The sequence below is a fragment of the Pelagibacterium sp. genome, from assembly GCF_048264985.1.
Lineage (GTDB): Bacteria > Pseudomonadota > Alphaproteobacteria > Rhizobiales > Devosiaceae > Pelagibacterium.
This window is the reverse complement of the sequence record NZ_JBLXCL010000001.1, coordinates 607147-624381: the sequence shown is the minus strand read 5'-3', so window position 1 is coordinate 624381 and position 17235 is coordinate 607147. Positions and strand designations below refer to the sequence as shown.

The window sequence follows — 17235 nt, the reverse complement described above, 5'->3', positions numbered from 1 at the left end:
GGCCGCACTCACTTTGCCGCATTGCCCCGCTCTCGATCGAGCAGCACCGCGCCAGCCCCATGGGCGGCGAGTTCGTCGTCGGCATTGCGCAGGGGACAGGTCTCGACCGAAAGGCATCCGCAGCCGATGCAGCCGCCAAGCCGGTCACGCAATTGGGTAAGCCGCTCAATCCGCGCCTGGAGCCTGTCGCGCCACTGGGCAGCCAACCCATTCCAGTCGGCTGCCTTTGGGGTTCGATTGTTGGGCAGCGTGGCGAGAGTGGTCTTGATTTCGCGCAACGGAATGCCCGCCTCGAGCCCGATGCGGATAATCGCGATGCGGCGCAGCACCGACCGCCGGTAGCGGCGATGGTTGGCACGAGTCCGCCACCCCCCGATCAGCCCCTCCGCTTCATAAAAATGGATCGTCGATACGGCGACCCCACTGCGGGCGGCCACCTGGCCCACCGACAGATCTGACTTCGGGACTGCGGACATTTCCGGCAATTATCTCTTGACCTCAACTATACTTGAGGTCTTATCAAAAGAGCCGTCTTGCAATCAAGAGGGCCTTGAAATGTCAGTTCCAGCCGCCACCCGGCCATTGCGCCGCACCATCCTTCGATTTGCCACCTTCGTCGCCCGGTTAAAGGGACGACTGCGCGGCCGGCCCAAACATATCCAGGCCGTTCCAGAAACCCCATATCTGCGTCGGGATATCGGCCTGCCGCCTGCCACCGGACGGCAGTATACTCCGTTTCCTCACTGATCGTACTCAGGCCGCCCCTTCGCCCTTTACGCCGATGATCTTTTCTGCCTCGGGGTTGAGGCCCGACGATTGACGGCGCGGTTTGGTCAGCGGGGTGGGTTTGGGCGCACCGCTATTGCTTTGCAGCCGATCGGCGCCGGCCATAAAGCCCCCCGCGATCTGCATTTCGAAACGCTCGGCATCGCGCTGGCGCACATCGGCAACGATTTCGGCAGCCTCATCGGCATCCACCCCGAGTGCCATGAGGGCCTCGGCACCAAAGAGCAATGCGGATTCCAGCGTTTCGCGCACCTGATAGTCGACCCCCAGCCGCACCAGTTCGAGCGCATGTTCGCGGTCAAACGCGCGGACATAGAGCTTGGCGAGCGGGTATTCGGCTTTAACGTGTTCGGCGATCAGATTGGCGGCGCCCGGCTTGTCCACACACACCAAAATCGCGGTCGCCGAACCGGCGCCGGCAGCGTGCAGGATTTCCGGCCGCGTGCCATCGCCATAGTAGACCTTGAAGCCGAAATTACCCGCTGCCTTGATCATCTCGACGTCGCTGTCGATAATCGCCACATCGACGCCCCTTGCCAGAAGCGGCTGGCTGACAATCTGGGAAAACCTGCCAAAGCCAATAATGAGCACGGTTCCGGCCAATCCATCCGCCACGTCTACACCATCGAGATCAGGTGCCTGGCGCGGCATGATGCGATTCATACCAATGATGGCTATTGGGGTGAGGACCATCGAAACGATGACTGTGGCGGTCAAAATCGCGTTCATTTCCGCATCGAGAATTCCGACGCCCAAAGCTGCCGAAAACAGGACAAAGGCAAATTCTCCACCTTGTGCCATGAGAACGGAGCGTTCCAGCGCCTCGGCATGGCTGGAGCGCAACAATCGGGCAATTGCATAAATGCCGGCGAACTTGACGGCCATGTAGGCGATCACAGCCATGATAATAAAGGGATAGTTGTTTGCGATCACACCGAGATCGAGCGACATGCCTACGGCGATGAAGAACAATCCAAGCAGAATGCCTCGGAACGGTTCAATGTCTGCTTCCAGCTGGTGGCGAAAAGTGGATTCCGAAAGAAGGACACCGGCCAGGAACGCGCCCATGGCCATCGACAAACCACTCATATTCATGGCCAGCGCGGCGCCAAGCACGACGAGCAGAGCGGCGGCGGTCATTACCTCACGGGCGTGGGCGTTGGCCAGAATGCGAAACAAGGGGTTGAGAAGAAATCGTCCCACTAGAATCAAACCAACAAGCGCCCCAAGCGCAATGGCGATGTCGACAAAACGCTGACCTAGCGTGACAGTTTCTGCCTGTGGCGCGATGAAGGTGACAAGCGCCAGAAGCGGAACAATAGCGAGGTCTTCAAGAAGAAGCACCGAGACCATTTTCTGTCCCGCCGGGCTGGCAATTTCGCCACGCTCCTCAAGCACCTGAAAAACAATAGCGGTCGAGGTAAGCACGAAACCGAGCCCAGCAATAAGCGCAACTGTCGACGGCAGGCCCATAAGGATCCCGGCTCCGGTCATCAGCGCCGCACATGTTGCCACCTGTAATACGCCCAAGCCAAATATCTGTTTGCGCAAGCTCCAAAGTCGCCGCGGCTGCATCTCAAGCCCGATGATGAAGAGAAACATGACAACGCCAAGTTCGGCGGTGTGCAGGATCGTGTCCGGATGGGTGATCAGGCCGAACCCGAATGGGCCTATGGCCAGCCCGGCGGCCAAATACCCTAGAACTGAGCCCATCCCGAGACGTTTGAAAATGGGGACGGCGATGACCCCCGCCGCCAAGATTCCGACGACCGGAAGCAGATCGAACCCTTGTGCCGCTTCGCCCGCCATACTGTTCCCCGAATAAAAAGATTGTCGGATTACGCTAGGACAGAGCGAGGGATGCGACAAGATGCTTGACTGCATCGTAATGGTGTATTAGTTATGTAGCACACTACATGGAAGCACACATGACCCAGTGGCGCGATGACCAACCAATATTCTTGCAAATCCGGCAAAGGATGATCGAAATGATCCTCAACGGGGCGATCAACGAGGGCGACCCTCTGCCCTCTGTCCGACAAGTGGCAACCGAGCTTTCGGTCAATCCGCTGACGGTAACCAAATCATATCAGTCACTGGTCGACATGGGCACGGTGGAGAAACGCCGCGGTCTCGGCATGTACGTCACAGAGGGCGCGCGATCTGCCCTGTTGACGCATGAAAAAGACAAATTTCTTAAAGACGACTGGCCGGCTATTGCTGCACGCATTGCCGCTCTTGGGCTATCCGCCAGCGAATTGCTCGAGCATGGAGACGAGAAATGACCGTTGAAACACCAATCGTTTCCGCGCGCGGATTGCGCAAGAAATTCGGGAAGAGCGAAATCCTGCATGGGCTAGATTTCGATATTCCCGCCGGACGCATCTACGGACTGGTCGGGCACAATGGCGCCGGCAAGACGACGACGCTGAATGCTCTTCTCGGCCTGACGCAGTGCGAAGGCAAGATCGAGGTGCTCGGGCTGGACCCTTTTGCCAACCGTGCCGCCTTGATGAACGACGTGGCCTTTATTTCCGACGTAGCATCGCTGCCCCGGTTCTTGCGGGTCCGTGAACTTTTCGCCCTCTTGAGCAACATCCACCCCAATTTCTCGCAGGACAAGGCGCGTGACTTTCTATCGGGCACGGATATCAAGCCGGAAGCCAAGATCAAGAATCTATCCAAGGGGATGATTGCCCAACTTCATCTGGCTGTGGTCATGGCGATCGATGCCAAGCTATTGGTCCTCGATGAACCTACGCTGGGACTGGATATCACCTATCGCAAACGGTTCTATAGGCGCCTGCTCGAAGACTACATGACCGAAGAGCGTACACTCTTGATCACCACACATCAGGTGGATGAAATCGAGTTCATGCTTTCCGACATCATGTTTATCCGGGACGGAGACCTCATCGTCCATATGCAGATGGAAACCGTCAATACGCGCTATAGCCAATTGGTCATTTCTGACCCTGCAAATATCGAGGCCGCAAATGCCTTGAAACCAGTGTTCACCGAAAGCCGGTTTGGACAGACTGTCATGGTCTTCGACGGTGTCGATCGCGATACGCTCAACCCATTGGGCCAGATTTCCACGCCCAGCCTTTCTGATCTTTTCGTCGCGCTTATGCAGCGTGAAACACATAATGCCGGAGCTGCATGATGCGTGCTTTCATTGCGCTTATCAAACGCGAATACCTTGAACACCGGGGAGCCTTCATCTACGGGCCGATCCTGCTGCTTGCGCTTGGAACACTCGCAGCAATCTATGCGATCTTCGGAACCGATTTCAGGGGCGAATTCAGCGGTTCGCTGCCCACAGTCTTGCGATTTTATGAGACTGCCTTTGCGCTAAGCGCCGTTGGCTGGCTGGCTTATCTGATCATCATGCTGTTCTTTTACTATGGCGATGCCTTCTCGGCAGACAGCCGCAGCAATTCAATGCTGTTCTGGAAGTCGATGCCACAGAGCGACCTCAAGATTTTCGGATCCAAAGTGGCCGCTTCACTGACCGTGTTTCCCGTTGCCATCCTGGCTGCACTCGCCATGAGCGGCATTATTGCCTATCTGCCGACTGTTATCGCCAGTAATTTCCTGGGCGGGTTTGCGCCACCAACGATCGTCGAGACACTGAACGCCTGGCTCAACATCATGGCGTCGGCGATCGTGCTCTTTGCGATCTCGCTACTTTGGTACCTGCCCTTTCTGGCATGGGTCGGTCTGCTCGGCACGATATTTAAGCGCTGGGCCATACCACTAGCGTTTCTCATACCGGCGGTCATCGGCCTGTTTGAGCGCGTCGTGATGCGCAACATCACAGAGGAAGGCGCCTTCTGGTCCTTCATCAGCAAGCGCTTCGAGCTGAGCTTCGACGGTCTCGATTTCGAGGGGTATTGGCTAACTGGGCAGCCCTGGAACGGGTTGGAACTGGCGACGCTGATGTTGACGGGCATCGATTGGATACAAGTGATTGGCGGGGTGGTGGTTGCGGGACTTCTGGTCTACGCAGCAAGCGAATACCGCAGGCGCTTCATTTTGACCTGATCCCCTGGAGGGCCGCCCTATCCGGCGGCCCTTTTTTCATCTCACGCCATTGTCGGCATCGCAAACTGAGCACCTTCTTTTAGTCCCGACGGCCAACGTGCTGTCACGGTCTTCGTGCGGGTCCAGAACCTGATCGAATCTGTGCCGTGCTGGTTGAGATCGCCGAATGCAGATGCCTTCCAGCCACCGAAGGAATGATACGCAAGCGGGGTGGGAATGGGCACGTTGATCCCCACCATGCCGATATTGATGCGCGACGCAAAATCGCGAGCCGTATCGCCATCGCGTGTGAAAATAGACACGCCGTTGCCGTAAGCATGTTTCATTGGCAGCGACAAGGCCTCCTCATAAGTCGAGGCGCGTAGCACACAGAGCACGGGACCGAAAATCTCCTCGTGGTAAATGTCCATCTCTGCGGTCACACGGTCGAACAGCGTGCCGCCGATGAAATAGCCGTCCTCATAACCCTGAAGTGAAAAACCTCGTCCATCGACGACAAGATCCGCACCCTGACGCTGCCCGCTGTCGATGAGCCCAAGGATACGCACTTGCGCGGCCTTGGCGATGACCGGCCCAAGGTCTGTGGTCGCGTCGGTATAGGGACCGATTTTCAGACTCTCAACGCGGGGCGCCAGCGCGGCGACCAGCCGGTCTGCAGTTTCCTCGCCAACAGGCACAGCGACGGATACCGCCATACAGCGCTCTCCCGCCGAGCCATAGCCGGCCCCAATCAACGCATCGGCGGCCTTTTCGATATCGGCGTCGGGCATGACGATCATATGGTTCTTAGCGCCGCCGAACGCCTGCACCCGCTTGCCGTGTGCGGCAGCGGTTGCATAGATGTGCCGGGCAATTGGCGTCGAACCGACAAAGCTCACCCCGGCAATTTCATCATGGGCCAGAATGGCATCCACGGACGTCTTGTCACCATTGACGACGTTGAGAATTCCGGCGGGCAATCCGGCCTCAACCATCAGTTCGGCCAACCGCATAGGGACCGACGGCGCACGTTCGGAAGGCTTGAGGATGAAGGCGTTGCCCGCAGCTATCGCCGGCGCGAACATCCACATAGGGATCATCGCCGGGAAGTTGAACGGTGTAATGCCGGCGCCAATGCCGATGGGCTGGCGCATAGAATACATATCGATTCCCGGCCCAGCGCCCTCGGAAAACTCCCCCTTTTGCAAATGAGGGATACCACAAACGAACTCAGCAACCTCCATGCCGCGCACGATATCACCCTTGGAGTCCTCGATGGTCTTACCATGCTCGGCAGAGAGCAGTTCAGCCAGTTCATCAATATGGGTATTGATAAGATCGACGAAGCGGAAAAAAACACGCGCCCGGCGCTGGGGGTTGGTAGCCGCCCAACCCGGTTGCGTCGCCGCCGCAGATGCAATTGCTGCATCAAGCTCCGAACCATCGGCCAGAGAGAGCTTTGCAGTCACCTCGCCAGTTGCTGGATTAAAGACGTCAGCCCATCGCCCAGAAACCCCTTCGGCCAGCCTGCCATCGATGAAATGCCCTATCGTCTTCATTGCGTACTCCCTACGGTTTCCGCATGACAATGAGTGCACACAAATCCACATTCAATGCGATATGAATAACACTCGATGTGCGGAAACTGTAGAACATCATGAACTGGGACGACATTCGTATTTTCCTCGCAATAGCGCGCGAAGGGCAAATTCTGGCCGCGGCGCGTGGACTTGGCGTCAATCACGCAACTGTGGCGCGGCGACTGTCCGCGCTGGAAGACGCAATGGGCGCGCGACTTTTCGTGCGGCGCACCAATGGATGCGACCTCACGGCCGAAGGTGAAGCGCTGCTTGAGCGGGCCGAGTCGATGGAGTCGGCCGCGCTCAATGCACAATCGGCAATCGGAGGAACCGATGCATCCATTTCAGGCGCTGTACGGGTCGGCGCCCCAGATGGGTTCGGGGTCGGTTTCCTGGCGCAACGGTTGGGCACATTGCGGGCACGACATCCGGCGCTGACAATTCAACTGGTGCCGGTTCCACGAAGCTTCTCGCTCTCGCGAAGAGAGGCCGATATTGCCATCACCGTTGCGCGCCCGACCGAAGGGCGGCTTGTGTACCGAAAGTTAGTGGATTACCGGCTTGGGCTTTATGCGTCCCTTGACTACGTAAAGCAGTATGGCCAGCCAAGTACTTTAGCCGATCTGAACGAACATAGTCTTGTAGGTCATGTGGAGGACTTGATCTTCACGCCATCGCTCGACTACGCAGGCGACATTTGGAAGGGCTGGCGTTCCGATATCGAGGTGTCCAGCGCGCTAGGGCAGACCGAAGCGGTGCGCGGCGGCGGCGGGATTGGCATCCTGCACGACTTTCTGGCGCGTCAGCACACCGAACTGATACCCGTACTGCCTGATACCGGCCTTGATCGCAGCTATTGGATGGTGATGCACGAGGACGTGCGCGCCATCAAAAGAGTATCGGTGGTGGCCGACTTCATAGCCGAAACAGTGACGTCGGCGCGAGGGAATTTCGTACGGTCAGAACCCGCCTGATTCGAGACGGCGAAGTATGAGGCAGTAACAAGCCTTTGAGAATCCCTATTTTTCTCATACCCACTCAAACATTCGTGCAGCACTCACCAAGCAAAACGGGCTTGCCAGAACTATCGTTTCAGGTCACCATGATGATGGTCTTAACCAAGCGAAAGGAGGTGATCCAATGTCTAGTGAGATCCGCGCAGGCGGGAGCGACTTTGGGTATGAGGTGATTTTGATGAGGCAGCCCTCGCAAAGATAACCCTCCCTCTGGACCGCTTGGTCCTTATGGTTCCAACGGTTCAAGTCACCCGTGTGACGGTATCATGGAAGGACTGTTCGAGTTATCGGACAGTCCTTTTCTCTATTGTGAACTTGATTGGCGCGGACAAGGCACCTAAATCAACTATTGGTGTTTCACGATGGAGCGCCACATTATTAAATTTACGTTCTCAGGGCGGGGTGAAAGTCCCCACCGGCGGTAACAGTTGATGACAACTGAAGCCCGCGAGCGCCTTGCATTATTGGCAGGGGTCAGCAGATTCGGTGCAACTCCGAAGCCGACGGTCATAGTCCGGATGAGAGAGAACGGGAATTGCGCCAGATTGCGCGCCGCATTCATTAGGAATGCGGAGCTGTTCTGGTGTCGTCTCCCGTAACCCTGAGGAAACTGGTTACGGAAAGGACGACTTATGAACCAGATTTCCTCGCTGCCACACGCACCGGTTCTCGGTGCCGTGTTCATGGTTGGCGCCGGCATAACATTTGCGATCACCAACATCCTCACGCCGATCATCACCTACCAGATGGGTGTACCATCCACTGCTGTCGTGTTCTGGCAATACATTATCGCCACGCTGTTTGCGCTACCGCTGATCCTGCGGATCGGAATGTCGAAATTGCGAACAAAGCACCCCTATTGGCATGAAACCCGCGCACTTCTGTCAGCGCTAGGCGTGCAGTTCTTCGCTTTTGGGTTCGCACTCGGCGTGCCGGTCTGGCAGATGGTGGCGCTTTCCATGACAGGTCCATTTTTCATTCTGCTTGGTGCCACATTGTTTCTGAGCGAGCGTCTGACCGTTCAGCGTCTCGGGGCAACGATTACCGGCTTCGTCGGGGCGGTGATGGTCTCCCAGATCGGCACCGAGCAGTTCACCACCGCCTCGCTGCTGCCAGTGCTTGCCGCGCTGTGCTGGGGCTCGGTTTCGGTGATCACCCGATATCTCAGCCGTGACGAAGAACCGGAATCACTCACGCTCTACATGCTGGTGCTGATTACACCGAACCACTTCCTGATCGGTCTTATGCTCGGCGTGGCTGTTGCCATGCTGCCGGCAGGAACGTTGCCTGCCGGGCTTGCGACTGGGTTCGATTTCCAACTTCCGGTGGGCGCAGCGCTCGGTCTGATCGTGCTGTTGGGATTGGTGACTGCAGGCGCTCAGTACTTTTTGAGCTTTGCCTACAAGGTCGCGGATGCGACCTACCTGCAACCGTTCGACGATCTCAAGCTTCCGCTCAATACGCTGCTGGGCTGGGTTGTACTGTCGCAGGTGCCGTCGGTCTGGTTCTGGCCCGGCGCACTTTTGATCCTTGGCGCGTCCAGCTTCATCTTGTGGAGCGAGCGCAGAGCGACACCTGCGCGCTTGCAGATGGCTTGAAGGCGAACTTCACAACTTGACCCAGCAGCCGTCGCGATGGCTGTGGGCAAGAGCGTGAACGGTTCTTTCGATCGCCAAGCCTTTTTCAAAGTCGATAATGTGCGCCCCCTCCCCGGACACGGCGCGCATTACCTCTCGTGCTTCGATGATCTTAAGATCGTTGAATCCCAGACCATGCCCCGGCGCCGGTATGAATTTATCATAAGGGTGATGGCTGGGCGCAGCCAGCACCGTGCGGAACCCCTGTTCGCTGGCCTTTCCTTGACGTGTAAAGATCTGGAGCTCGTTCATGCGCTCCTGATCGTACAGCAACGTGCCTTCCGATCCGAACAGCTGAATGGCGATGCGACCTTTGCGCCCCCAGGCTGAACGGGAAAGTTGGATGGCCCCGGACACGCCGCCTGCAAATCGTAAAAGGATATGAGCGATATCGAAGGTTTCAACGGCGCGATCCTTGCCCTCTTGTGTGCGACGGGTGTGAAAAGGCTTGGCAAGGTCAGCCATCACCTGCTCGACTGGCCCCAGCAGAATCGAGAGTATCGAGAGCGGGTGCACGCCAAAATCGTCGAGCGCGCCATAGCCAGAGCTTGCTTCGCTTTTCCAGAAAAACACTGCTGAAGGGTCGGCCATGAAATCCTCATCCATCTCCACGCGCACCGAATGGACGTTGCCGATGGTACCTTCGGCCAGCACCTTTTTCATGTGCCGGATAAGCGGGTTTTGGATGTAGTTATAGCCCAGGGCCGCAACGCAGCCTGAGGCCCGCGCCGCTTCAACCATACGTCCGGCATCGGCAAACGCAGGCGCCATCGGTTTTTCGCACCAAACGTGTTTGCCCGCTTCGAGCGCGGCGATGGCCATTTCGGGGTGGAAGACATTGGGCGTGGTAATCGAGACTATATCGACGTCGGGATCGGCAATCAGCGTGCGCCAATCGCCAGTCGACTTCTCGAACCCAAGAGCAGCCGACTGTTTAGCTGCGTGCTCGGCATTGGCTTCGGCTAGGTGAACGAGACGAGGGCGCTCGACATCGCCAAAGACCGGCGCCACCGCATTCCATGCCAGGGCATGGCATTTGCCCATATACCCTGTTCCGATAAGACCGACGCCGAGGGATGTCATTGCGCAGCGCTCCAGGCAAAAAAAGACGGCGGAATATGAGAAGCTCATATTGCCGCCGGAGGTTGCTCTTGCCCTTCGCGCTCTCGCGAAGAAGGCCAGAATACGCGCCTTGGCAGGAAAGTTTCAAGGACCATGGCGGCAAAACGACGCGATTTCTTTCGCGGCGTTCAACTTTTGCCACACTTGAAGCTGTTCAGCGCGTGACTTGAAACGAGCGATCAACTCCATGCCCGATGCCATTTCAGGCTTGAGAACAGGTAGGGTGACACTCACTTTACCTCGCCCTCAAGCTCTGGACAGCTATCGGTTATTGATAGTCGGCCGCGTTGGAGGCGTCGACAAGAACCGTTCCGGTATCGACCCATTCCTCAATGGTTTCACCATTGGTCAGAGCGATGAGGGATTCAATGCCGAAGCGTCCCATGTTGTCGGGAGCCTGAGCGATTGAAGCTGTCATTTCACCGGCCATGATGGAATTGGCGGCGTCGGGATTGGCGTCGAAGCCTACAACCATCACCGTTTCAAGCATGGCAGCCTGTTTGAGCGCCTCGACAGCGCCAAGCGCCATGTTGTCGTTGGAGCCAAAAATACCCCTGATGTTAGGATTTCCGGCCAAAATGGTTTCGGTAACCGATAGGCCCATCGCACGGTCCCAGTTCGCTGGTTGTTCAGCAACGATGTTAAGGCCACACTCGCTAAGGCCCTCATTGGCGCCCTGAGCGCGTTGCTGGCCGGTAGACTGGCTGATAAGCCCCTGAAGTATGGCAACGTCAGAGCCGGCTTCGAGATTGTCGCACATGTATTGGGCGGCGAGCGCTGCCCCGACCTGGTTGTTGGTGCCAATGAAGGACACGCCTTCGTTGGTGCCGCGAGTATCGACGAACACGACAGGAATGCCCTGAGCAATGGCGGAATCGACAACCGGAGCCAGGGCATTGGGGTCGGTGGGCGCAAGCGCGATACCATCCACACCCTGGGCAATCAGATCCTCGATCTGATTGATCTGGGCCTGAACGTCCGATTCCTGGGGTGGGGCAACGACAATCACCTCGACGCCATGTTCTTCACCCGCCGCCATGGCCCCCGCCTCGACTGCGGCCCAGAACGGATTGCCCGCGCCAGGGCCTTTCATGCCCAGAACATAGGTTTGCGCCTGAGCGCCGACGGTCATGGCGCCGAGCGCCAAGCCTGCCAGAAGCACTGCTTTCATTTCGTGGTCCTCCCTTTTTGACCAGTCTCCGTTTGATTATCGGCCATTCCGGCTGGAGCGCACCGCAATGGTGGTAAATCCTATCGGCGTACCGAAGCCCTGCGCCGGACCACATCGATCCAGACCGCAAAGATAATGACCACACCGATCAGCACCATCTGCCAGAAGGAGCTGACATTGTTGATGTTGAGTCCGTTCCTCAAAAGACCCATAATCAACACGCCAGCGAGGACACCGAGCACCGTTCCGCGTCCTCCAAAGAATGAGGCACCCCCGATGATGACGGCGGCGATGGCATCGAGTTCAAGCATCAGGCCCGCATTCGGAAATCCTGAATCCGTACGGCCAGCCAACAGCAGCCCACCCAACCCGGCCATGAAACCGGAAATCATATAGACAAGGATCAACACCTTATCGACGTTGACGCCCGACACCCGCGCCGCCTGGGGGTTACCGCCAATGGCATAAATGTGCCGTCCAGTGCTGGTCTTTTCGAGAAAGAACCATAAACCGACGGCACAGATCGCAACGACGATCAAACTGGCGGGAATGCCGGCGGGCGGCGCCAGAAAGCCAATGTCGTAATAGGCCTGGCCGAGATAACGCACCTCATCCTGGAGGCCGGAAATCGGAGCGCCATTTGTCACCAGATATGCGATACCGCGCACTGCGTTAAGCGTTCCTAGCGTCATTATGAACGGGTGAGGCAGCTTGAGCCAAGTCAGCCCTACCCCGTTGACCAGGCCGACAGCGATCCCAACCATCGGGCCGACCATCAGCACAACTGGCCATGGCAAACCAGCTCGGCTGGCGAGCGCAAGCGTCACCATCGAAAGCGCCATCGTCGAGCCGACCGACAAGTCGATACCGGCAGTGACGATCACAACGAACATACCCAGAGCCACCAGGGCCAGCGTGGCATTCTGCTTTAAAATATTTGTCAGGTTCTGCGGTGTCAGAAACACCTCGGGGCGCGAGAGGGCGATGACCACCATCATCACGATAACGACAAGAACGATGCCGTAGGTTTCGAGGAATTTGGAAAGCCTGGGATTGTAGAACATGCGCCCGGATATCCTTAATTCAACCTGTCATGGGCCAGGGATTCGGTGTGTCCCTTTGTGCCCATGATCCAGCCGATAACCTCGTTACGCGAGGTGTCTTTCAATTCGCTCTCGGCAAAATTGGCACCCTGATAAAGAGCCATGACCCTGTCGCAGCAGTAGAAAATGTCGTCCATGCGGTGGGAGATGACGATAACGGCGACACCATGATCCTTGAGCCGTCTGATGAGATCAAGCACCTTGCCGACCTCCTTGATGGCCAGCGCCGCTGTCGGTTCGTCCATGATGACAAGCTGAGCATCGAATGCCGTAGCGCGGGCGATGGCGACCGCCTGGCGCTGGCCGCCCGAGAGATCTTCGGTGTTTTGGGAAACAGACTTTACATGGATATGGAGATTGTCGAGATGAGTTTGAGCCATCTCGCGGGCCTTCTTGTGGTCGATTATCGTTATGGGTCCGAACTTCTTTCCCGGCTCGCGACCCATGTAGATATTCTCGTAGATCGCCATGTTACCGGCCAAAGCGAAGTCCTGATAAACCATCTCAATGCCCTTGCCCCGGGCGTCCTTGGGGCTGGAGAAATGAACCGGATGGCCATCGAATATCAGCTCCCCCTTGGAGGGCTGATAGAGGCCGGAGAGGATCTTCATCAGCGTGGATTTGCCAGCGCCATTGTCCCCCACAACCCCGAGCACCTCGCCGTGACCGACGTGGAAATTAACGTCGTCGAGTGCGGTTATGGCACCAAAATATTTGGCGATTCCACGTGCTTCGAGAAGTGCCGTACCGGTGGCGGCCATGTCCCTCTCCCCTCCTCCTGCACAAGCTAAAATAGAACGATTGATGCACTATTTATATTTGTGGAATGTTTATTCCATTTCGTACAGAATGCGTCAAGACCCAATCGCAGGGCGTCGGGTAAAAATCGGGACGCTTCCAGCGAGGAAAGGCGATGAAAACGCCAAAATTTGAGAAAACCGGGAAATGCCGGGGACAATGAGAGGGAGAGTATAGATGCGCAGGGCCGCGCGGGGATAAGGATAGGAGCAACCGAGCATGGGGCGTAGCAAAGCCATGGACAGTCAGGAACAGATCGACGTTCCGCGCGATTTCGCGGCGCTGCGCGAGCGCGTTCTGGCGCGCTGGGAAGAATTGCCGCGCCGGCTGACACAAGTGGCCGAATACGCACTGAACAATCCCGACGAGATTGCCTTCGGCACGGCCGCCTCAATTGCAGCCAAAGCCGACGTCCAGCCATCGACGCTCGTGCGGTTTTCCCAGGCACTGGGCTATCAGGGCTTTTCTGGCCTGCAGGAAGTGTTTCGCTCGCGTTTGCGCGACCAGGTGCTTGGTTATGACGAGCGCATGGCGCAATTGCGCGAACATGGAGAAGGATCTTCGCGCGCATCAATGATCCTCGACGGCTTTGCGCAGGCTTCGCTGCGCTCGATTTCAGCATTGACCTCGCGGCACGACCACACAGTATTCGAACGCGCGCTCGACGTGCTCGATACTGCGGAAACAATTTATCTTATCGGTTTGCGGCGCTCGTTTCCGGTGACCTCTTACATGGCCTACGCCATGGGCAAGCTCGGCATACGCACGATATTGATCGACGCCGTTGCGGGCCTGGCGGCCGAGCAGGCCAATTTCGCCAGCGCCAAGGATGCTGCTCTGGCCATCAGCTTTACACCCTATGCCAGCGAAACCGTTGCTCTAACGACCCAGGTTCGCGAGGCCGGCGCCAAGGTGGTGGCCATCACCGATACCATATTTTCCCCGCTCGCCTCACAAGCCGAAGCTTGGTTCGAGGTGGCCGAGGCCGATTTCGAGGGCTTCCGCTCGATGAGCGCCAGCATGACGCTGGCAATGGCACTGACCGTGGCGCTGGCGGACAGGCGAAAGGCACGGGAAAGTTAGGCGCGCAGAACCAGCGTTATTGCGCACACGCGCGAAACCTCAGTCGCAGCGGTCGCCGGGCGGCACTGCGGCCAGCCCCTGCTCGAAATCAGCACGGAGTTCAGCCAGCGTCATCGCTCCGAACCGCTCTACGATCATGGCTTCGGCAGCAGCAAGCGCGTCGCCAATTCGGACGTTGACCGCTTTTTCGATCAGGCACTTGGGATCGTCGTTTGCCAGGCCAAGCGCAAACATTTCCGGCGAACCAAGGGCGCGATAGATATCGGCCATGGTGACCTTTTCGAGCGGCACGGCCAGCTCCCACCCGCCATTATGCCCCTTGGACGAGGTGACATAGCCAGCCTCGCGCAGACCCGCCATCGTGCGGCGCACGACCACCGGATTGGTCGAGAGCATTTTTGCAATCGTTTCGGACGTTGCGGCGCCCTCCAGTTTGCTCATGTGAATCAACACATGCAGCATGCGGGAGAGCCGATTGTCGGTGCGCATGGATCTTACCTCTGGCGTTGACCTAGCCCGTTGCGCCGCGCGGCGTCAATCGTGGCAACCATTGGCTGCCATAGGATTGCTTGAATGAAACGATGCCTTACCTTACCAGCCGTCAGGCATCAAAAAGGACGATAGATATGCGAAAAGCGCTTTTTGCCCTTTGCATCGGCTTGGCCACGAGTCTTTCAGTATCAAATCCTGTTATCGCTGAAACGCTGATACTGGGCGTAGATGAAGCGACACTGGCCATCGATCCTCAGACTGGCCTTCCGGCGCTGCAAATCCGATTAAGCCCAGAATCGACGAAGGCGTTCGGCGATTTGACAATTCGCCACATATCCTCGGTCGTCGAACTCTCGCTGGATGGCAAAGTCCTGACAACACCTCGCATCCAGTCAGCGATCACGGCAGGATCCCTGCATATCACTGGCGTTTTTTCCAATGACGAGGTGCGTGCGATGGTGGTGCGGCTAGATGCTGGCGCGCCTCTCAAAGTGCGGGTTGTCGACGACTAGGACAAGAGCGCCAGTTACAATGTTGCGACCTGAACACACCCAAACTTGATTGTTTTTCAGTTCCATCGCGCTTTGGAACGAAGCTGCACGGACGCCGTTCGGTCACCGCGGGGAAACGAAGCCGGTCTTTTCGAAACAGCAAAATTGCCGATTTCGAAAGACGACCAGCCGTCAAACCAACGGAGACTAACAATGAAAAATGCTCTTGCAAAAACACTTCTGGCAACGACCGCCGGGCTATTGATGACCGGCACCGCGCTGGCTCAGACCGCCACGGCGACAGCTACCACGGATCTCAACATCCGTTCGGGTCCGGGGCCTCAGTTTGAAACTGTGGGCGTGATCGCCTCGGGCGACAGCGCAACAGTAACCGGCTGCGTGACCGACTCCATGTGGTGCGAAATCGATTACGGCGGAACAATGGGCTTTGCTTATTCCGACTATCTGACCGTAGAGGCGCAAGCCCAGGGTGAAGCCATCGTTCTAACCGAACGTCCGCCCGAACTTGTCGGTGTCGCAGAACCCTCCACAACCGCCAACTCCACTGTGACCGGCGCTGCCGGTGGCGCCATTGCCGGCGCATTGATTGGCGGCCCCGTGGGTGCAGCGATCGGCGCCGGACTGGGCGCAACAACAGGCGTCGTGATCGATCCGCCGGAAACCGCTCGCACCTATGTGACGTCAAACCCCATGGAGCCTGTCTATCTTGAGGGCGAAGTCGTTGTCGGCGCGCAGGTACCCGATACGGTGACGGTCGAGGCCATCCCGGAATACGAATACGACTATGTCTACATCAACGGCCAGCCGGTTCTGATCGATCCGGCCAGCCGGGAAATCGTCTATATCTTCCGCTAAGCGCGGAAAACCGGACTTTTGGGCGGCCCTTCGGGGCCGCCTTTTACTTGATAAAGACCACCTGGCCGCTCTTGAGGCTTTCGCTCGCAGCTTCGGCCAACTTCTGCGCCATAAGCCCGTCATACCCAGACGCACGCGGCGCCTCGCCTTTTTCCAGAAAGTCTAGAAATCTATGGATTTCCGCGGTGTAGGCGGGCTGGTAACGCTCGACGAATGAAAATGGGATTGCATCCTGCGTCCAGCCACCCTGGTTGGCCAACTCTACTGTCGTATTATGGACATTGGCGGCGCGCAGAAGCCCTTTGGAACCATGCACTTCAATGCGCTGGTCGTGACCATAGGTGGCGCGACGGGAGTTGGTGATAACCACGATCTTGCCCGATGCTGTCTGCATCTGCACGCTGGCTGTATCGATATCGCCGGCTTTGGCAATTGCAGGGTCGGTCAGAACGCCGCCGAGCGCATGGACGGTGACCGGCTCCTCGTCGCCGAGCAGGAAGCGGGCCATGTCGAAATCGTGGATCATCATGTCCCGATACAGACCGCCCGAGCGCTCGATGTAGGAAACCGGGGGTGCCGATGGATCGCGGCAGGTAATGGTAATGATTTCGGGATCGCCGATTTCGCCTGAACGCAGGCGCCTTTCAAGAACGGCAAAGTTCGGGTCATAGCGGCGATGAAAGCCGATCATGAGCGGGACCCCTGCCTTCTCGACCACGTCGAGGCAACTCCGTATCCGCTCGACCGAGAGCGAAACCGGCTTTTCGCAGAGGATGGCTTTGCCCGCCAGCGCCGCCTGCTCGATCAGATCGGCATGGGTATCGGTGGGGGTGGCAATCAAGATTGCATCGACTTCAGGGGAGGCGACAATCTCATCGACCGATGCGGTTTCAGCACCGACGCTGCCGGCAAGTATCGCTGCCGCGTCGGGCATGGAATCTGCAATGTATCGCACAACAGCACGACCCGAGGACGCAATGGCGCGGGCATGAACATTGCCGATGCGACCCGCTCCCAGAATTCCGAAACGCAGCATAAAATCCTCCCGAAACAC

The 17235-nt window shown here is 57.5% G+C and carries 17 protein-coding genes and 1 riboswitch; of the genes, 8 read left to right on the top strand and 9 right to left on the bottom strand.

Features of this window, described 5'->3' with window-relative positions:
- Positions 1–8: 8 nt before the first annotated feature.
- Both soxR and ACN0TA_RS03135 read right to left on the bottom strand, forming a co-directional pair.
- A complete protein-coding gene (gene soxR / locus ACN0TA_RS03140; RefSeq protein WP_417579721.1) occupies positions 9–476 on the bottom strand; it encodes a redox-sensitive transcriptional activator SoxR in 468 nt (155 codons plus the stop codon).
- A gap of 277 nt (positions 477–753) precedes the next feature.
- A complete protein-coding gene (locus ACN0TA_RS03135) occupies positions 754–2595 on the bottom strand; it encodes a monovalent cation:proton antiporter-2 (CPA2) family protein (protein ID WP_417579719.1) in 1842 nt (613 codons plus the stop codon).
- A 119-nt stretch (positions 2596–2714) separates the two neighbouring features.
- On the opposite strand from ACN0TA_RS03135, the gene ACN0TA_RS03130 reads away from it, so the two are divergent.
- The 3 genes from ACN0TA_RS03130 to ACN0TA_RS03120 are packed head-to-tail and all read left to right on the top strand — an operon-like array spanning position 2715 to position 4833.
- On the top strand, positions 2715–3071 hold the full coding sequence (locus ACN0TA_RS03130) for a GntR family transcriptional regulator (protein ID WP_417579717.1): 357 nt from the start codon (positions 2715–2717) through the stop codon (positions 3069–3071).
- Positions 3068–3952, top strand: a complete 885-nt coding sequence (locus ACN0TA_RS03125) for an ABC transporter ATP-binding protein (RefSeq protein WP_417579715.1) — start codon at positions 3068–3070, stop codon at positions 3950–3952. Before ACN0TA_RS03130 ends, ACN0TA_RS03125 begins: the two co-directional genes overlap by 4 nt.
- The gene (locus ACN0TA_RS03120) at positions 3952–4833 is read left to right on the top strand and encodes a hypothetical protein (RefSeq protein WP_417579713.1); all 882 of its coding nucleotides are present in this window, start codon (positions 3952–3954) and stop codon (positions 4831–4833) included. Before ACN0TA_RS03125 ends, ACN0TA_RS03120 begins: the two co-directional genes overlap by 1 nt.
- 41 nt (positions 4834–4874) lie before the next feature.
- On the opposite strand, the gene ACN0TA_RS03115 is transcribed toward ACN0TA_RS03120, so the two are convergent.
- Positions 4875–6371 carry a CoA-acylating methylmalonate-semialdehyde dehydrogenase gene (locus tag ACN0TA_RS03115; RefSeq protein WP_417579711.1) on the bottom strand — a complete coding sequence of 499 codons (1497 nt, stop codon included), beginning with the start codon at positions 6369–6371 and terminating at the stop codon, positions 4875–4877.
- A 98-nt stretch (positions 6372–6469) separates the two neighbouring features.
- On the opposite strand from ACN0TA_RS03115, the gene ACN0TA_RS03110 reads away from it, so the two are divergent.
- Positions 6470–7366, top strand: a complete 897-nt coding sequence (locus ACN0TA_RS03110; protein ID WP_417579709.1) for a LysR family transcriptional regulator — start codon at positions 6470–6472, stop codon at positions 7364–7366.
- 426 nt (positions 7367–7792) lie between these two features.
- Positions 7793–7942, top strand: a riboswitch (FMN riboswitch).
- 98 nt (positions 7943–8040) lie between these two features.
- Entirely contained in the window at positions 8041–9006 is a 966-nt protein-coding gene (locus tag ACN0TA_RS03105; protein ID WP_417579707.1) for a DMT family transporter, read from the top strand.
- Between the two features lie 9 nt (positions 9007–9015).
- On the opposite strand, the gene ACN0TA_RS03100 is transcribed toward ACN0TA_RS03105, so the two are convergent.
- The 4 genes from ACN0TA_RS03100 to ACN0TA_RS03085 all read right to left on the bottom strand — a co-directional run bounded on the left by ACN0TA_RS03100 (position 9016) and on the right by ACN0TA_RS03085 (position 13202).
- Entirely contained in the window at positions 9016–10128 is a 1113-nt protein-coding gene (locus ACN0TA_RS03100; protein ID WP_417579705.1) for a Gfo/Idh/MocA family protein, read from the bottom strand.
- Positions 10129–10435: 307 nt separating this feature from the next.
- The gene (locus ACN0TA_RS03095) at positions 10436–11338 is read right to left on the bottom strand and encodes a sugar ABC transporter substrate-binding protein (RefSeq protein ID WP_417579703.1); all 903 of its coding nucleotides are present in this window, start codon (positions 11336–11338) and stop codon (positions 10436–10438) included.
- An 80-nt stretch (positions 11339–11418) separates the two neighbouring features.
- Positions 11419–12402, bottom strand: coding sequence for an ABC transporter permease (locus tag ACN0TA_RS03090; protein WP_417579701.1), 984 nt, complete (start codon positions 12400–12402; stop codon positions 11419–11421).
- Positions 12403–12416: 14 nt separating this feature from the next.
- A complete protein-coding gene (locus ACN0TA_RS03085; protein WP_417579699.1) occupies positions 12417–13202 on the bottom strand; it encodes an ATP-binding cassette domain-containing protein in 786 nt (261 codons plus the stop codon).
- 256 nt (positions 13203–13458) lie between these two features.
- Between ACN0TA_RS03085 and ACN0TA_RS03080 the strand changes: the two genes are divergently transcribed.
- Positions 13459–14322, top strand: coding sequence for a MurR/RpiR family transcriptional regulator (locus tag ACN0TA_RS03080; protein ID WP_417579696.1), 864 nt, complete (start codon positions 13459–13461; stop codon positions 14320–14322).
- Positions 14323–14361: 39 nt separating this feature from the next.
- Here the strand turns inward: ACN0TA_RS03080 and ACN0TA_RS03075 are convergent, their stop codons facing one another.
- On the bottom strand, positions 14362–14811 hold the full coding sequence (locus ACN0TA_RS03075; RefSeq protein WP_417579694.1) for an RrF2 family transcriptional regulator: 450 nt from the start codon (positions 14809–14811) through the stop codon (positions 14362–14364).
- Between the two features lie 137 nt (positions 14812–14948).
- Here ACN0TA_RS03075 and ACN0TA_RS03070 point away from each other — a divergent pair, with 137 nt between their 5' ends.
- Both ACN0TA_RS03070 and ACN0TA_RS03065 read left to right on the top strand, forming a co-directional pair.
- Complete coding sequence (locus ACN0TA_RS03070) at positions 14949–15326, top strand: SecDF P1 head subdomain-containing protein (protein ID WP_417579692.1); 378 nt, start codon at positions 14949–14951, stop codon at positions 15324–15326.
- 192 nt (positions 15327–15518) lie between these two features.
- A complete protein-coding gene (locus ACN0TA_RS03065) occupies positions 15519–16181 on the top strand; it encodes a DUF1236 domain-containing protein (protein WP_417579690.1) in 663 nt (220 codons plus the stop codon).
- A gap of 43 nt (positions 16182–16224) precedes the next feature.
- Here the strand turns inward: ACN0TA_RS03065 and iolG are convergent, their stop codons facing one another.
- Positions 16225–17217 carry an inositol 2-dehydrogenase gene (iolG, locus tag ACN0TA_RS03060; protein WP_417579688.1) on the bottom strand — a complete coding sequence of 331 codons (993 nt, stop codon included), beginning with the start codon at positions 17215–17217 and terminating at the stop codon, positions 16225–16227.
- Positions 17218–17235: the final 18 nt, after the last annotated feature.